Origin of the sequence: Curtobacterium flaccumfaciens (assembly GCF_018598405.1) — a bacterium.
GTDB lineage: Bacteria > Actinomycetota > Actinomycetes > Actinomycetales > Microbacteriaceae > Curtobacterium > Curtobacterium aurantiacum.
Genome location: NZ_JAHEWS010000003.1, coordinates 60,154 through 75,884, shown reverse-complemented (window position 1 = coordinate 75,884; position 15,731 = coordinate 60,154). Strand labels below are relative to the sequence as shown.

Sequence of the window (15,731 nt, the reverse complement as noted above, 5' to 3'; positions counted from 1 at the left end):
ATTCGTCCGTGCCCCCGGTCAGGCCGCCGTGCGCTCGCGGCCGCCCACAGCGGCGTGTACCCGCTGCTCGAACGCCTCGAGCTCGGCGGCCACGGCGGGTGCGACCCAGGCGCGGTCACGGCGACGACCGGTGACCGGACGGAGCACCCCTGCCAGCACGAGGTCGTGCGTGACACGCTCGACCTCGTCGGCGGTGAGCAGGGTGTCCAGGTGGGCCTCGGTCAGGACGGGATCGTCGGCAAGGGCCCGGCCGACCACACCGTGCGGGCCCGAGGCGCAGGGGCCGGCGACCCGGTCGGCGTCGTGCTCGGCGAGCAGCAGGGCACTGAGCGTCGCTTCGTCGCAGACCGTCCCGATCGCGAGGGCCAGGTCGACCACGAACCCGGTCACCCGGCCGTCGCGGTACTGCTCCAGGTGCCCGAAGTACCGCCGCCGGTCCGCCGCGAGCGCGGTGGCCACCGGTGCCGTGACCGTGGTCGTCACCCCGCGTCGTCGCAGCACCGCCCCGATCAGTGCCCGCCCAATCCGACCGTTGCCGTCCGTGAACGGGTGGATCGACTCGAACTGCGCGTGCGCGATTGCCGCCTGTGCGATCGGGTGCAGGTCGACCCGTTGCACGAACGCGAACAGGTCGGCCATCAGCGGTGCCACGAGCTCGGGCGGTGGTGGCACGTACACGGCGTCGCGGGGTGTGGCGCCGCCGTCGATCCAGTTCTGCACGTCGCGGTACCGGCCGGCGTACCGTCCGTCCACCGGGTCCTCGCGCATCAGCAGGCGGTGTGCCTCGAGCAGGGACGCCTCGGTGACGGTGCCGGAATCGGCGCCGGACACCAGGTGCTCGACGGCACCGCTCGCCCGGGCGACCGCCGTGGCACCCGGGTTCGCCCGGATGCCGACGAGGGCCCGCGCCAGGTCGTCGATCGACGCGGACTCGTCCTCGATCCGTGACGACGCCACGGCTTCGGTCCGGCCGAGCACGGACCCGAGTGGAGCGAGCCGGGAGCCGTGGTGGACGTCGAGGGCACGCAGGGCCGTGGCGCTCCGGTCGAGCAGTGCGACGGTGCCGTCGTCCGGTGTCCACCGAGCCTTCGCGATGGACGGGGGAAGCGACACCCGCACCGTGGTCACCAGCCGGTCGTCGCGGCACCCGCGGACGGCGCTCCGCCACGGCCGTTCGGTGCGCTCGTGCGTGGGCCAGGTGTCGCTCGGGTCTGCCATCCGACGACGCTAGGGCCGCTCGGACGCTCGACGCCAGGAATCCGTATTTCGCCGCTCGCCCGCCCGCTCGCCCCGCGTACCGTTGGTGCCATGCGCAACTCCTTCGCGATCACCGGTGCCCACGTCGTCCCCGTCTCCGCTCCCGCATTCGACGGCGGCGCGGTCGTCGTCGAGGACGGCCGGATCACCGCGGTCGGTCCGGACGTCACCCCGCCCGCGGGGATGCCCGTGATCGACGCCACCGGCTCGTGGCTCGTCCCCGGGTTCGTCGAGGCGCACGGCCACGTCGGCATCCACGAGGAGGCGAACGGCGAGGCCGGGAACGACACGAACGAGATGACCGCACCGAACATGGCCGGCGTGCGGGCGATCGACGCGATCGACATCGAGGACGAGGGTTTCCGCGACGCGCTCGCCGGCGGGATCACGAGCATCGTCGTCAAGCCCGGCTCCGGCAACCCGATCGGCGGCCAGAGCGTCGCCATCAAGACCTGGGGCGGCCGGACGATCGACGAGCAGCTCATCTCGGACGCCGTGAGCGTGAAGAGCGCCCTCGGCGAGAACCCGAAGCGTGTCTACGGCGGCAAGGGCCAGACGCCCTCGACCCGGCTCGGTGTCGCGAAGATCATCCGTGACGCCTTCGTCGAGGCGCAGAACTACCGTGCCGCCCGTGACGCCGCCGCGGCGAAGGACGAGCCCTTCGCGCGTGACCTGACGAAGGAGACCCTCGTGCGGGTGCTGGACGGCGAGCTCGTCTGGGACCAGCACACCCACCGCCACGACGACATCGCCACCGCGATCCGGCTGTCCGAGGAGTTCGGCTACCGGCTCGTCGTGAACCACGGCACCGAGGCGCACAAGATCGCCGACGTGCTGGCCGCGAAGGACATCCCGGTCATCTACGGCCCGCTCTTCACCAGCCGCTCCAAGGTCGAGCTGCGTGACCGGGGCATCCCGAACCTCGCGACGATCGCGGCCGCCGGGGTCCGGGTCGCCATCACGACGGACGCGCCGGTCGTGCCGATCAACATGCTCGTCGACCAGGCGACGGCCGCCGTGAAGGAAGGGCTGCCCGCCCAGACCGCACTCGAGGCGCTGACGGTCAACCCCGCCGACTTCCTCGGCTTCGGCGACCGCGTCGGTCGCCTGGCTGAGGGCTACGACGCCGACCTCGTGCTCTGGGACGGCGACCCGCTCGACGCCACCAGCCGCGCGACGCGCGTCTGGATCGACGGCGAGCCCGTCTTCACGTGGGCCGACGGAGCCGGCGTCACCACCCCGCGCTGGTAGCGGCCACGACACACCGGCGTTGTGGCCGGACGCCGCCAAGTGGCCGTGACGCCGCAGGATTCGGCGGCGTCCGCACGACACGACGGCGTGTTGCGTGACGCGGTGGGCTCAGCCACAGGCCGACGGGAGGCCCGTGGCGAGGCCGCCACGGGCCTCCCGTCCGTCAGGCGCCCGGTCGCGAGACGCCGTCGTCTCGGCACCACGCCGCCACGTCCGCGAGACGCCGCCCGATGCCGCGGCGTCTCGCGGACACGACGGCGTCTTCCGGGTCGAGCGGTCAGACCGTGCTCAGACCTCGCGAGCGAGCAGGAAGTCGTTGATCCGCGTCGTGAGCTCGGCGTCGATCGGTCGCGCGTCGCCGTTCACCGAACGGATCGGCGCAGCCTGCCGCACGCTCGACACGAGCCAGAGCGCGTCCGCCGCCGCCAGGTCGGCGAGGGTGACGAGCTCGTACGCGGTCTCGATGCCGGCTTCTTCGGCGAAGCGGAACACGTCGGCCTGCGTCGTGCCGGCCAGGATCCCGATGTCGGTGCGGGGCGTGACGAGCCGGTCGCCCACCTTCATGACGAGGTTCGCGCGCGTGCCCTCGAGCACGTAGCCGTCGCTCGAGACGAACAGGGCGTCGTCGGCACCACGGCGTGCGGCTTCGCGCAGGGCGGCCATGTTGACGCCGTACGACAGCGTCTTCGCGCCCTGCAGCAGCCACGGCGAGGTGCGCTCGACGTCGTGCCGGTACCCGCGGTCCAGGACGACGACGGAGATGCCCTCGGTGCGGGCAGCGGTGGAGTCGCCGGACGGTGCAGCGTAGACCCAGCCCGTCGGTCGGTCGGTGCCCTCGACGCCGCGGGTCAGGACGGTCTTGGCGAAGGCTTCGCGCACCGGGTCGAGGCGGGCGCAGACGGCCTCGATGGCCTGGCGCCAGGCCTCGGGGTCGGGCGCGGGCAGGTCGAGCATCGCGGCGGAGCGGCCGAAGCGGGCGATGTGTGCCTCGAGGGCCTGGGGACGACCGTCGACGACCGTGATCGTCTCGAACACGCCGTCGCCGCGCGTGACGCCGAGGTCCTGCACCTGCAGGTGCTCCTCGAGCGGCTTCGCCCAGGTGAAGGCGTCCGCTGCGGGGTCGTGCGGCGCAGCATCGCGGGAGGGCTGGTTCAGGACGGCGAGCACGGTTTCGGTCATGCTCCCATCCAACCCCAGCTCAGCCCGCTTCGGGCAGCGCGCCGAGCAGCTTCCACACCGCGGGCGTCAGCTCGGGGTGCTGCAGCGCGATCCGCCGGAGCCGGTGGTACTCCTCGCCCAGCCTGGTGCCCTGCCCGGACGCCGGGTGGCTCGACCACTGCGCGTGCCGCTTGCCGATCGCCTCGTCGAGGTCGACCGCGTCCGCGCGCAGGATCAGCACGACCTGCTCGTCGACGGTGGGGAGCGTCGGCATGAACTCCCACGGGTCCTCGCCCTGACGGCTCCGGTGCTCGACGAGCATCGAGATCTCCTCGGCGGCCTCGGCGCGCAGCACTTCGAGGCTGCGCCCGGTCCTGCGGGGCTCAGCCATGGTGCCCCCGCAGCACGCCTGCCATGGGAAAAGCGTACGGCACTCCATCGGTCACACTGGACGCGTGACCCTTCGCGACGAGAGCAAGTCCCAGCATCCCCGGGTGGTGGTCGTGTACCTGCTGCGCGACGGCGAGGCCGGCCCCGAGGTGCTGCTGGGGGAGAAGCGCCGCGGCCTCGGCACGGGCCGGCTGGTCGGCCCCGGCGGCAAGCGCGAGCCCGGTGAGTCGGCGGTCGAGACCGCCGTGCGCGAGGTGCGGGAAGAGGTCGGCCTGCGGCTCGACGCGGTCGACCTGGAGGCCCGTGGCACGTTGGACTACCGGTTCCCGTACCGACCGTCCTGGTCCCAGGTCTCGGACGTCTTCGTCTGCCGCCGCTGGCAGGGGGACCCGTCGGGGTCCGACGAGCTCGAGCCGCGGTGGATCCCGGTCGACGCCGTCCCCTACGACGCGATGTGGGACGACGCCCGCTACTGGCTGCCGGGAGTGCTCGCGGGCGGCAGCGTCCGCGCGCGGTTCACCTTCGCCGAGGACGACGCGACGGTCGCCGGGTTCACCGGGACCGGGGTCGGGACGTAGCGCGACTGCTGCGCCCCGCGCGACTGCTCGGGCTCAGCGCGTCTGCTGGGTGCGGGTGCTGCCGGTGCGCGCTTCCTCGGCGGCGGCGATGACGTCGGCGTCGCCGCTCCGGCCGCCCAGGGGACGCACGAAGAAGTCGATGACGCCGACCACGATCGCGCCGATCATCGAGAACATCGCCCAGCCGACGAACAGACCGGCGGTGTTCCGGCCGTCGGCGGGAGCGAGCAGGACGCTCGCGGCGTAGAAGCCGACCGTCAGCACGAGGAACACGACGACGACGGTGACGAGGACGCGGTGCCAGGTGATGCGCGGGTTCATCCCCCCAGGATACGCGTCAGCGGTCGGCGTGCTTGCCGTGCGGAGCGGGGGTCGACCGCGGCTCGGTCCGGTTCGCGGGACGCTGCACGGCGATGCGGCCGGTCGGCGTCGCGCCGGGTTCCAGGCCGTCCCGCCCGCCCGTGAAGACGTCCCCGCCGGTGCGCTCGTCCTCCCAGTCGTCGTCACGCAGCACGCTCAGGGTGCCGGTCTCGGTGGAGGTGAGGCCGTGGCGCTCCAGCTCGGCATCGCGCTGCTTGCCGAGGAACTCGCGGTTGGCGGTGTTGGCGTCCTGGAACATCGTGGTGCGGCCGGTGACGATCGCGCGGATCCGTCGGCGCTCCCACCACTGCTTGCCGAAGTACATGAGCACGAGCCCGGCCGCCGCGTAGCAGGCCATCGTGATCAGCCCGCGTGCCGGGCCTGGTCCGACGCCGTAGACCTGGTGCTTGATCATGTCGACCATGCTCGAACCGACGACGACGTTGTTGAGCCAGGCGAAGGGCTCCGGCATGAACCACTTCGGGTAGGCACCGCCGGACGACGGCATGGACAGGAAGACGAAGCAGATCATCGCGGGAGCGGCGATGAAGCGGCCGACGAAGTAGCTCAGCCCGTTGACCGCGAGGCCGATCGCCACGATCCAGCCCCAGGCGATGAGGACGAGCTGGACCCAGTGCCCGTGGACGGCGCCGAGCACCGGGCCGGCGAGCGTGTTCGTGATGAGCGAGATGACGAGGCCGCCGACGACGATGACCGCCATCCGGGTGCGGTGCCGGAGCGGACCGCCCATGATGCCGATGAACATCGCGACCATGTAGCCGCCGATGCACCACGCGAGCATCACGTACATCGCGACGGTGCCGTACTCGTCCCAGGCGGGCAGCGGGGCGAGCTCGGTGACCTTCGGCGTCGTGACGCCCATGCCGGTGAGCACCGCGCCGAGGGTGGCGGGCACCAGACTCGCGACCTGGAACTGGTGGGCGCTCGCCGTGAAGAACTCGTTCGCCGACGGGTCGTACGCGACCGCCATCGACCCACCGACCACGTCGCGCTTGGCCTGTGCGAGCGAGTCGTACGAGTGGAACACGAACTCACCGGGCAACGCCTGCTGCACCGCCTGCACGAAGGTCGGGTCGCTGCCGATCAGGGCGATCGGGACGTCGTGCGGGTGCGGCGCGTGGAAGGCGAAGACGTAGCACAGGCAGAAGCCGACGATGAAGAACAGCGGCATCCACAGCTGCAGGCCGATGAGCTGCAGCGACGGGTGCAGGGACGAGTACCACCGGCGGTACGCGCTGTGCTGCTGGGGTGCGGGCACGGGAGCCTGTCGACGGGGAGCCGACCGGGTGTGCCCGGCGACCTTCGCACCGCGGCGGGGCTTGGTCCCACGAGCGGAGGGTCGGGTGCCGCGCGGTCTCGGGGGCGTCGGTCGGGATCCGCCCGGGCGCTCCGGCACGTCGTCGTTCCTGGGGACGTCGTTCCGCGGCGTGCTCACTCGGCGCTCGGCTCCTGCTCTCGATCGGAGCGCCAGGATACGCCCGGGGCGCTCAGGACCGACTGCGCGAGGCCTGCGCCGAGTCCATCGCGAGTTCCTCGGCGTCGAGGGTGACGAGCACGCGGCGCATGACCTCCTCGTCGAGGTTCCCCTTCTCCCGTTCCTCGAGCACGATCTCGCGACGGCGGTCGAGGAGCTCGCGCCGGATGTCCTGGATCTGCGCGCCACGGAGGCGCATCGGGCCGTTGCGGTCCTCGTCCTCCTCTTCCTCGGCATCGCGGCGGAACGTCTCGGCCTGGCGCTCGAGCCGAGCCTTCAGCCGGTTCACCACGGAGTCCACGGCCTCGGGCCCGTACTGCTTCGACCAGACGGCCCGCCGCTTGTCGAGCAGTTCGATCGCGGCCTCGATCGTGCGCTGGTTGAGGCGCATCTCACTGCGGACGTCCTCGTCGTCCTCGGCCGGGTCCTGCACCTTGAGAGCCCGGATGACGAAGGGCAGTGTCAGGCCCTGCAGCAGCAGCGTGCCGACGGTCACGAAGAACGCGATGATGAAGATCGTGTCCTGCGCCGGGATCTGGACCGGGCTCGCGACGACGGACACCGCGGCGGCCAGGGTGACCACGCCGCGCATGCCCGTCCACGAGATGACGGTGAGCTCCCGCCAGTTGAGCTTCGGCTCCGCGGACCCGCGCATCCAGCGCAGCGAGGGGTGCCCGCGGGACAGCTTGATCCGCAGCGGCCGGAGCCACTTCCCGTTGATGCGGTTGCGGGCGTAGGACTCGAACACGAACAGCGGCCGCACCAGGATCACGACGACGAGCACGACGGCCGCCGCGGTGAGCGTCTGCCCGAGGCTGCGCTCGCTCTCGACCAGGTCCTGCACGACGGTGTTGAGCTGCAGGCCGATGAGCGCGAAGACGAAGCCCTCGAGGATGACGTCGATGCTCGTCCAGAGTGGGCGCTCCTGCAGCCGGGTGGCGTACCCCTCCTTCGGCGAGTTGTAGCCGATGTACAGCCCGGCCGTGACGACCGCGATGACCCCGGAGCCGGACAGGTCCTCGGCGAGGATGTACGCGACGAACGGCAGCAGGATGCTCATGATCGTCTCGACCACGGGGTCGTTGATGCGCATCCGGATCCAGTGCACGAGGACGCCGAGCACGATGCCGACGACGAGCCCCACCCCGATCGCGAGCCCGAAGATGCCGAGGTCCTGCCAGATCGTCAGCGAGGTGCCCGCGATGATGAGCGTGAACACGCGCACCAGGGTCAGCGACGCCGCGTCGTTGATCAGGCTCTCGCCGGACAGCACCGTCATGACGCGCCGGGGGAGTCCGAGCTTCCGGCCGATCGCGGCGGCGGACACGGCGTCCGGCGGGGCGACGATCGCACCGAGGAGGATCGCCGCCGGCAGGGTCATGTCCGGGATGAGCAGGTAGGCCACCAGGCCGACCACGAGTGCCGTCACGATCACCAGGAAGATGCCGAGCCGTCGGATCTGCTTGATCGAGCCGCGGAAGCTCTGCCACGACACGTCGAGGGCGGCCGAGTAGAGCAGCGGCGGCAGGATCACCGTGAGGATGACCTCGGAGTCGATCTCCATCGGCGGCAAGCCGGGCAGGAACGAGGCCGCCAGGGCGACCGCCGTGACGAGGAGCGGAGCCGGGAGCCCCTTGGCCCGAGCGAACCCGGTCACCGCGAGCGATCCGATCAACAGGATGAGGAGCTCTGCGGTGTCCATGCACGCATTCTTCCATCGGCATGGTTCCGAAGCTGAACGAGTGTGAAGCTCCGGTGAACAGCTGGTGGACGATCGGGTTTGCTCGATGGGGCGACGCCTGGGACACTTGCCCGCGGTGGACATCACACTCATAGTCGTCCTGGTCATCGCGTTGGCCCTCTTCTTCGACTTCACAAACGGTTTTCACGACACCGCCAACGCGATGGCGACCCCGATCGCGACCGGCGCCATGAAGCCCAAGGTGGCGGTCACCGTCGCCGCGGTGCTCAACCTGGTCGGTGCGTTCCTCAGCACCGCCGTGGCGACGTCGATCTCGCACGGGCTGATCAACGAGGGCCCCGGTGGCGTCGCGATCAGTCCCGAGATGATCTTCGCGGGCCTGATCGGGGCGGTCGTCTGGAACATGATCACGTGGCTCCGCGGCCTGCCGTCGTCGTCGTCGCACGCGCTGTTCGGCGGGCTGATCGGTGCCGCGATCGTCGGTGCCGGGTTCCAGTCCGTCAACTACGTCGCACTGCTGACCGTCGTGATCATCCCGGCGTTCGCCTCGCCCGTGATCGCCGCGCTCGTGTCGTTCCTGTCGACGCGCATCGCGTACCGGATCACCAAGCGTCCGGTGTTCCCGAACGAGCGCGGTGGGTTCCGCATCGGGCAGGTCTTCACCAGCTCGATGGTGTCCCTCGCGCACGGCACGAACGATGCGCAGAAGACGATGGGTGTCATCACGCTGACCCTCATCGCCTCGGGCGCGCAGTCGTCGAACCAGGGCGTGCAGTTCTGGGTCGTCGTCGCCTGCGCCCTCGCGATCGCCCTCGGCACCTACACCGGCGGCTGGCGCATCATCCGCACCCTCGGCTCGGGCATCACCGAGATCCGCGCGACGCAGGGCTTCGCGGCCGAGGCGTCGACCGCCGCGACGATCCTCGCCTCGAGCCACCTCGGCTTCGCCCTGTCCACCACGCAGGTGTCCTCCGGCTCCATCATCGGTGCCGGTCTCGGGCGCCGCGGCTCGAAGATCCAGTGGTCGACCGCCGGCAAGATCGTCATCGCCTGGTTCATCACCCTGCCCGCCGCGGCCGCGGTCGGCGCGGTCGCCTCGGGGATCGCCCGCCTCGGCGTCGGCGGCCTGGTGATCGACGCCGTGGTCGGTGCCGCGGTCATCCTCGGCCTGTACCTCTGGTCGCTCCGCAAGCCGCACGAGCAGGCCGCCGCCATCGAGGTCGACGTCGCCGCGAACGCGGTCCTGACCCGCAAGGAGCTGCGCGACATGCAGCGCAAGAAGCGCGCCGACGCGGTTGCCCAGCGTCGCGCCGAACTGAGCCGCGAGCGCACGCTCCGTCGCATGGCGGCCCGCAAGGGAGGCCGTCGCTGATGGGCATCGCCATTGACGGACGCAGTTTCGCATTCCTCGAAGGGGGAGACCGCTGATGGGCATCGACTGGTTCGCGTTCCTCACCGTGGCGATCGTCGCCGTGGTCTCGTCGTGCTTCGTCGTCGCCGTGTACTCGGTCGGTCTCCGGCTCTGGAGTGCCGCCGACACCCGCGCCGGGAAGTTCACCGTGAAGGACGACGGCACGATCGGCCCGGCGACCGCCGGCTTCCCGAACCCGGCCGGCGCCTCGACGGCCACGCGCGCACTCCGTGCCGCCGCCGTCGCGTGCTTCGCGGTCTGCGGTGCCGTCGTGCTCTACGGCATCTACCTGATCGTCCCGCAGTTCCACTGACGAGCGCGCTCACCGCGTGAGCAGAAGACGCCGGGTCGCCCCTCGCGACCCGGCGTCTTCTGCTCACTCGTCGTGCGTTCCCCGCGACCGTGGGTCGGACGGGAGGCCCGTGGCGGCCTGGCACCGGGCCTCCAGTCCGTCGCGGGTGAGCGGGCGAAATGCCGCCGTGCGTTGCCAGGGCGACCCCGGCATTCCGCCCGCTCGCGCTGGCGGCGCGCTTGGTGAGCAGAAGTTGTCGAGTCGCCGTCCGTGACCCGACATCTTCTGCTCACGAAGTGACGGGAGGCGCGTGGCGCCCACCGCCCCCACCCCGGCGCGGTTCCGGACCGGCCGGACGGACCGGACTAGCCTCGACGTGTGACCGGCAACGAGGAGGCACCTGTGACGACGACGCGGACCGAGAGCGACTCGCTGGGATCACGGGAGGTCCCGATCGACGCGTACTGGGGCATCAACACCCTGCGGGCGCTGGAGAACTTCCCGATCACCTCCGTGCCGATCGCCGTGTACCCGGACCTCATCGAGGCACTCGTCACCGTGAAGCAGGCGGCGGCTCGGGCGAACCGGGCGATCGGTGTCCTCGACGACGAGCGTGCCGACGCGATCGACCGGGCGGCGCAGGAGGTCCGCGACGGAGCGCTCCACGAGCAGTTCGTCGTCGACGTGGTGCAGGGCGGCGCGGGGACGAGCACGAACATGAACACGAACGAGGTCCTCGCGAACCGGGCCCTCGAACTCCTGGGGCGGGAGCGGGGCGACTACGCGTACCTGCACCCGATCGACCACGTGAACCGCAGCCAGTCGACCAACGACACGTACCCGACGAGCATCAAGATCGCGATGATCTTCGGGGTCCGTCGGCTCATCGTGCAGCTCGAGGAGCTCTCCGCGGCGTTCGCCGAGCGGGGCCGGGCCTTCGCCGACGTGCTCAAGGTCGGCCGGACCCAGCTGCAGGACGCGGTGCCGATGACCCTCGGGCAGGAGTTCACCGGGTTCTCGCACACCATCCAGGAGGACGCGGACCTGCTCCGCAAGGTGATGCCGCTGCTCGCCGAGATGAACCTCGGTGCGACGGCGATCGGCACGGGCATCACCGCGGACCCGCTCTACCGCGACGAGGTCCGCCGCCAGCTGCAGGAGGCGAGCGGCATCGACGTCGTCACCGCTCCCGACCTCATCGAGGCGACGAGCGACGCGGGGTCGTTCATGACCCTGTCCGGCACCGTGAAGCGGAGCGCCGCGAAGCTCTCGAAGATCTGCAACGACCTGCGGCTGCTGTCGTCCGGACCGCAGGCGGGCCTCGGTGAGATCACCCTGCCGGCACGCCAGGCCGGCTCGTCGATCATGCCGGGCAAGGTCAACCCGGTGATCCCCGAGGTCGTGAACCAGATCGCCTACGCGGTCGCCGGCGCGGACACCACGGTGACGATGGCGGCGGAGAGCGGGCAGCTCCAGCTCAACGCCTTCGAGCCGATCATCGCCCACTCGATCCTCCAGTCGCTGCAGTGGATGTCCCGCGGCTGCGCGACCCTGCGCGAGCACTGCGTCGTCGGCATCGAGGCGAACGAGGCGAAGCTCGCGGCCCAGGTCGACACCAACGTCGGCGTCGTCACCGCACTCACGCCGTACATCGGGTACGCGGCGGCGGCGTCGATCGCGCACACGGCGCTGACCACCTCGACGCCGATCTCGACGCTCGTCGTGGCCGCCGGCCTGATGGAGGAGGACCAGGTCATGCGGGTGCTCAGCCCGGCACGGCTGTCGGGCATCGAGCTGGCGACGGGGGCCATCCCGATCGTCACCGAGGAGATGCTGGACGCCGAGGCGCGCAAGCACTGACCCGAGCACGGCGGCCCGAGCACGGCGGCGCGAGCAGGCCCGCGCCCGCGGTCGCGCGCGCCGACGCATGCGAGCACGCGTCAGGGCAGCGGCCGCTCGCCCACCCGCACCTGCTGCGCCATCGCCCGCAGGTGCTCCTCGCCCGGGGTCGGCTCGGCGTCCTCTTCCTCGGCCACCCGAGCGGCCTCGGCCCGGACGTGCTGCGCGGCCGCGATGTCCTGGTCCCGCCAACGCGCGAGCGTGAAGTTGCGGGTGACGTCCCGCAGCGGCAGCCGGATCGACTCGTCCGCCTCGATGCCGGCCAGCAGCTGCCGCATCCGGATCACCTCGGAGTCGAGCTCGCCGCCGACCACGAGCACGAAGTTCGAGATGTACAGGTACACGAGCAGCAGGATCGCGCCGCCGAGCCACCCGTACGCGCGGTTCCCGCCGCCGAGGGTCTCCACGTAGAGCGCGAACCCCATGGTGGCGATGGCCCAGGTCACGATCGCGAACGCGGCACCGGCGGACACCCACCGCAGCTGCGGGGTCTTCACGTTCGGCGTCGCGTAGTAGAGCACCGCCACCATCACCACGAGGTCGGCCGCGAGCACCGGCCACTTCACCACGTTCCACACGTCGTCGATCCACGGCGCCCACCCGAGCTGCCGGATCACGGCCTCGGAGATCGTCGGCGTGCCGAGCAGGATGACGATCGCGACGGCACCGCCGACCATGACGAGCAGCGTGACGAGGAGCATCATGCTGCGGAACTTCCAGATCCGCCGGCCCTCCTCGACCTCGTACGCGGTGTTCATCGCCCGCCCGAACGCGGTCGCGTAGCCGGAGAGTGACCAGAGCGTCAGCACGACGCCGATCGTGAAGCCGAGCCACGGGTTGTCCAGGGTGAGCAGCTGCCGGAGCGGTGTCTCGAGGTGCGACGCGGTCTCCGGCCGGACGATGAACCCGAGCACCTCGACGATGTCGGTGACGCTGTCGCCCTTCCGGTCGACGATCGACAGCGCGGACACGACGGCGAGCGCGGTCGGGAACACCGTCAGCAGCGCGAAGAACGTCAGCGACGCGGCCGCGTCGACGACGCGGTGCCGGATGACCGAGTGGTAGGTGCGCCGGACGACGGCGCGGACTCCCGTCCGCTGGAGGTCGCGCGATGCGCTGTCCGGCATGCGTCGTACGGTACCCGACACGTGCGGTCCTGGAGGCCCGTGGCGGGCCCGCCCCGCGCCTCCCGACTGCCTGTTGGTCGCGCTGGTGCGCCTGCAAGACACCGGTGTTCACGCTCCGCACCGCGGAACGCGGGTGTTCGACGTGCGAACACCGGTGTTTTGCGGCCCGCCCGGACCGCCGCGGCCGTCAGTTGGCGTGCGGGTGCAGGGCGTCGTAGCGGCGGAACGAGGGGACCATCCGCAGGAGCAGCGCGACGAGGCCGATGATCAGCACGCCGCCGATGACCGGCGGGTACGCGATGCCGGCCGCGACGACCAGGCCGGCGTACAGGTCGCCGAGGCGCGGGCCGCCCGTGACGACGACGATGAAGATGCCCTGCAGTCGCCCGCGCATGCCGTCCGGCGACGCCGCCTGCAGGATCGTGTTCCGGAACACCGAGCTGACGTTGTCTGCACCGCCGGCCATCGCCAGGAACAGCGCCGCGAGCCCGAGCGCCGGCAGGATCTCGACGCCGAACGCCTCGCCCGAGCGGCCGCCGAGCACGTGCGCCAGTGCGATGACCACACCGAACCCCGCGATCGCCCCGCCGTACGCCGTGATGGCCCAGCCGACGGCCTCACCCTGGCGTCGGACGTGCCCGAGCGGCCCGGAGAACACACTCGACAGCAGCGCGCCGATCGCGTAGGCAGCGGTGAGCGTGCCGACGGTGATCGACCCGCCGCCGATGACGAGCGCCCCGATCGCGGGGAACAGCACGCGCGGCTGCCCGAACGTCATCGCGACGATGTCGAGCACGAACGTCATGGTGATGTTGCGTGACCGCCGCAGGAACTTCGCACCCTCGATGAGCGAGCCGAGCCCCGGTCGGAGTGCGCCGTGTTCGGCGGCCATCCGCGGCAGGGAGAACACCCCGAGGAACGCGAACGTGAACAGCACGACGTCGATCGTGTACGTCGGCGCGAACCCGACCGTGGCGATCAGGACGCCCGCGATCGCCGGACCGACGGTGACCTGGAACCCCGACGCGATCCCGCCCAGGGCGCTCGCCGCGGGGAGCAGGTCGGTGCCGACGAGCCGGGGCACGATGGCGGAGCGGGAGGCGTTGCTGACGGTCGCGGCCACGGCGTTCACGGTCGCCAGGACGTAGAGCAGCAGGACGCTGTGCAGGTCGAGCCAGGCGTGCGTGGCGATCAGGGCGACCGCGACCCAGGCGATGATCGACGACACGAGGGCGACGAGGCGCCGGTCGAAGGCGTCCGCGAGCATCCCGCCGTACAGCCCCGCGACGATCATCGGCACGAGCGCGATGACGCCCACCAGTGCCACGGCGAAGGTCGAGCGGGTGATCTCGTAGACCTCGAGCCCGACGGCGACGGTGGTCATCTGGGTACCGATGCCCGCGATCGCGGTGCCCGCCCAGAGCCGGGCGAAGGCGGGGGAGCGGCGGAGCGGGGTGAGGTCGGCGAGCAGGCGGCGGCGCGGCGGTGCGGGAGTCGTTGGTGTCACGGTGGAACCATTCTGCGGGCTGGACGCTCGTTGCGTCTGCCCGGTGCGCCCTCTGGTTGACTGATCGGCATGACTGACCTCAACAGCAAGCCCGAGTTCGACGCCCCCGAGGGCCCCGCCCCCACCGAACTCGTCGTCACCGACATCGTCGAGGGTTCCGGCGAGGAAGCGTCCGCCGGGTCGACCGTCAAGGTCCACTACGCCGGCGTCGAGTACGAGACCGGCGAGGAGTTCGACAGCTCCTGGAACCGCGGCGAGCCCATCGACTTCCCGCTCGCGGCGCTCGTGCGCGGCTGGCAGGAGGGCATCCCCGGCATGAAGGTCGGCGGCCGCCGCAAGCTCGTCGTCCCGCCGGAGCTCGCCTACGGCCCCGCCGGCGGTGGCCACTTCCTGTCCGGCAAGACCCTCATCTTCGTGATCGACCTGCTCGGGGTCCGCTGATGCAGGTCGGCGCCCCGACGATCGAGCTGAACGACGGCCACCGGTTCCCGGAGCTCGGCCTCGGCACCTACGGCCTGAACGGCGACGAGGGCGCGGCCGCGGTCGGCACCGCGATCGCGAGCGGCTACCGGCTGCTCGACACGGCGCTGAACTACGGCAACGAGGACGCCGTCGGCCGGGCCGTGCGCGAGTCCGAGGTGCCGCGCGAGGACCTCGTCGTCACGTCGAAGCTGCCCGGCCGACACCACGGCTACGACGAGGCACACCGCTCGATCGACGAGACCCTCGGCAACCTGGGGCTCGACCACGTCGACCTGTACCTCATCCACTGGCCGAACCCGTCGGTGGGCAGGTTCGTCGACACCTGGAAGGCGTTCGTCGACCTCCGTGACAGCGGCAAGGTCCGCTCGATCGGCGTCTCGAACTTCACACCCGAGCACCTCCGCCGCATCGTGGACGCCACCGGGGTCGCCCCGGCCGTCAACCAGGTGGAGTTGCACCCGTACTTCCCCCAGGCGGAACTGCGGAAGGTGCACCAGGAGCTCGGCATCGTGACCGAGAGCTGGAGCCCGCTCGCGAAGCGGTCGGAACTGCTCACCGAGCAGCCGATCGTCGCCGCCGCCGCCGCGCACGGTGTGGCCCCAGGCCAGGTCGTGCTGCGCTGGCACGTCCAGCTTGGTGCCGTGCCGGTGCCGAAGTCGGGCGACGCCGCCCGCCAGAAGGAGAACCTCGACGTCTTCGGCTTCGAGCTGACCGACGACGAGGTGCAGGCGATCTCCGCGCTCGAGCGCGGCCGCCTGTGGGACGGCGACCCGGACACGCACGAAGAGATGTGACCCCATCGCGACCCTCCGGGGAGAGCG

The 15,731-nt window shown here is 71.2% G+C and carries 15 protein-coding genes; 7 read left to right on the top strand and 8 right to left on the bottom strand.

Features of this window, described 5'->3' with window-relative positions; genetic code table 11:
* Positions 1–18: 18 nt before the first annotated feature.
* Entirely contained in the window at positions 19–1,218 is a 1,200-nt protein-coding gene (locus tag KK097_RS02915; protein WP_214543637.1) for a Fic family protein, read from the bottom strand.
* Between the two features lie 90 nt (positions 1,219–1,308).
* Here KK097_RS02915 and KK097_RS02910 point away from each other — a divergent pair, with 90 nt between their 5' ends.
* The gene (locus tag KK097_RS02910; protein WP_214531386.1) at positions 1,309–2,508 is read left to right on the top strand and encodes an amidohydrolase; all 1,200 of its coding nucleotides are present in this window, start codon (positions 1,309–1,311) and stop codon (positions 2,506–2,508) included.
* A 288-nt stretch (positions 2,509–2,796) separates the two neighbouring features.
* Here the strand turns inward: KK097_RS02910 and KK097_RS02905 are convergent, their stop codons facing one another.
* Both KK097_RS02905 and KK097_RS02900 read right to left on the bottom strand, forming a co-directional pair.
* Positions 2,797–3,687, bottom strand: a complete 891-nt coding sequence (locus tag KK097_RS02905) for an aminodeoxychorismate lyase (RefSeq protein WP_214531387.1) — start codon at positions 3,685–3,687, stop codon at positions 2,797–2,799.
* 19 nt (positions 3,688–3,706) lie between these two features.
* On the bottom strand, positions 3,707–4,057 hold the full coding sequence (locus KK097_RS02900; protein WP_027464736.1) for a tryptophan synthase subunit alpha: 351 nt from the start codon (positions 4,055–4,057) through the stop codon (positions 3,707–3,709).
* 64 nt (positions 4,058–4,121) lie between these two features.
* Here KK097_RS02900 and KK097_RS02895 point away from each other — a divergent pair, with 64 nt between their 5' ends.
* Positions 4,122–4,634 carry an 8-oxo-dGTP diphosphatase gene (locus KK097_RS02895; RefSeq protein ID WP_214543636.1) on the top strand — a complete coding sequence of 171 codons (513 nt, stop codon included), beginning with the start codon at positions 4,122–4,124 and terminating at the stop codon, positions 4,632–4,634.
* A 33-nt stretch (positions 4,635–4,667) separates the two neighbouring features.
* On the opposite strand, the gene KK097_RS02890 is transcribed toward KK097_RS02895, so the two are convergent.
* The 3 genes from KK097_RS02890 to KK097_RS02880 form a co-directional block, all read right to left on the bottom strand.
* On the bottom strand, positions 4,668–4,955 hold the full coding sequence (locus KK097_RS02890; RefSeq protein ID WP_214531389.1) for a hypothetical protein: 288 nt from the start codon (positions 4,953–4,955) through the stop codon (positions 4,668–4,670).
* Positions 4,956–4,971: 16 nt separating this feature from the next.
* Complete coding sequence (locus KK097_RS02885) at positions 4,972–6,273, bottom strand: ABC transporter permease (protein ID WP_214543635.1); 1,302 nt, start codon at positions 6,271–6,273, stop codon at positions 4,972–4,974.
* A gap of 229 nt (positions 6,274–6,502) precedes the next feature.
* Positions 6,503–8,191: a cation:proton antiporter gene (locus KK097_RS02880; protein WP_214531391.1), complete on the bottom strand. Its 1,689-nt coding sequence runs from the start codon at positions 8,189–8,191 to the stop codon at positions 6,503–6,505.
* A 115-nt stretch (positions 8,192–8,306) separates the two neighbouring features.
* Here KK097_RS02880 and KK097_RS02875 point away from each other — a divergent pair, with 115 nt between their 5' ends.
* The 3 genes from KK097_RS02875 to KK097_RS02865 all read left to right on the top strand — a co-directional run bounded on the left by KK097_RS02875 (position 8,307) and on the right by KK097_RS02865 (position 11,754).
* Positions 8,307–9,563 carry an inorganic phosphate transporter gene (locus tag KK097_RS02875; RefSeq protein ID WP_214531392.1) on the top strand — a complete coding sequence of 419 codons (1,257 nt, stop codon included), beginning with the start codon at positions 8,307–8,309 and terminating at the stop codon, positions 9,561–9,563.
* A gap of 55 nt (positions 9,564–9,618) precedes the next feature.
* On the top strand, positions 9,619–9,915 hold the full coding sequence (locus tag KK097_RS02870; protein ID WP_214531393.1) for a hypothetical protein: 297 nt from the start codon (positions 9,619–9,621) through the stop codon (positions 9,913–9,915).
* A gap of 381 nt (positions 9,916–10,296) precedes the next feature.
* Positions 10,297–11,754 (top strand): aspartate ammonia-lyase, encoded by a 1,458-nt coding sequence (locus KK097_RS02865; RefSeq protein WP_307858791.1) that lies wholly within the window; start codon positions 10,297–10,299, stop codon positions 11,752–11,754.
* An 80-nt stretch (positions 11,755–11,834) separates the two neighbouring features.
* Here the strand turns inward: KK097_RS02865 and KK097_RS02860 are convergent, their stop codons facing one another.
* Complete coding sequence (locus tag KK097_RS02860; protein WP_111224104.1) at positions 11,835–12,920, bottom strand: YihY/virulence factor BrkB family protein; 1,086 nt, start codon at positions 12,918–12,920, stop codon at positions 11,835–11,837.
* Between the two features lie 187 nt (positions 12,921–13,107).
* The gene (locus tag KK097_RS02855; RefSeq protein WP_214543633.1) at positions 13,108–14,427 is read right to left on the bottom strand and encodes an MFS transporter; all 1,320 of its coding nucleotides are present in this window, start codon (positions 14,425–14,427) and stop codon (positions 13,108–13,110) included.
* 69 nt (positions 14,428–14,496) lie between these two features.
* On the opposite strand from KK097_RS02855, the gene KK097_RS02850 reads away from it, so the two are divergent.
* Both KK097_RS02850 and KK097_RS02845 read left to right on the top strand, forming a co-directional pair.
* Positions 14,497–14,868, top strand: coding sequence for an FKBP-type peptidyl-prolyl cis-trans isomerase (locus tag KK097_RS02850; RefSeq protein ID WP_017885942.1), 372 nt, complete (start codon positions 14,497–14,499; stop codon positions 14,866–14,868).
* Complete coding sequence (locus tag KK097_RS02845) at positions 14,868–15,704, top strand: aldo/keto reductase (RefSeq protein WP_214543632.1); 837 nt, start codon at positions 14,868–14,870, stop codon at positions 15,702–15,704. The genes KK097_RS02850 and KK097_RS02845 overlap by 1 nt, the downstream gene beginning before the upstream one ends.
* Positions 15,705–15,731: the final 27 nt, after the last annotated feature.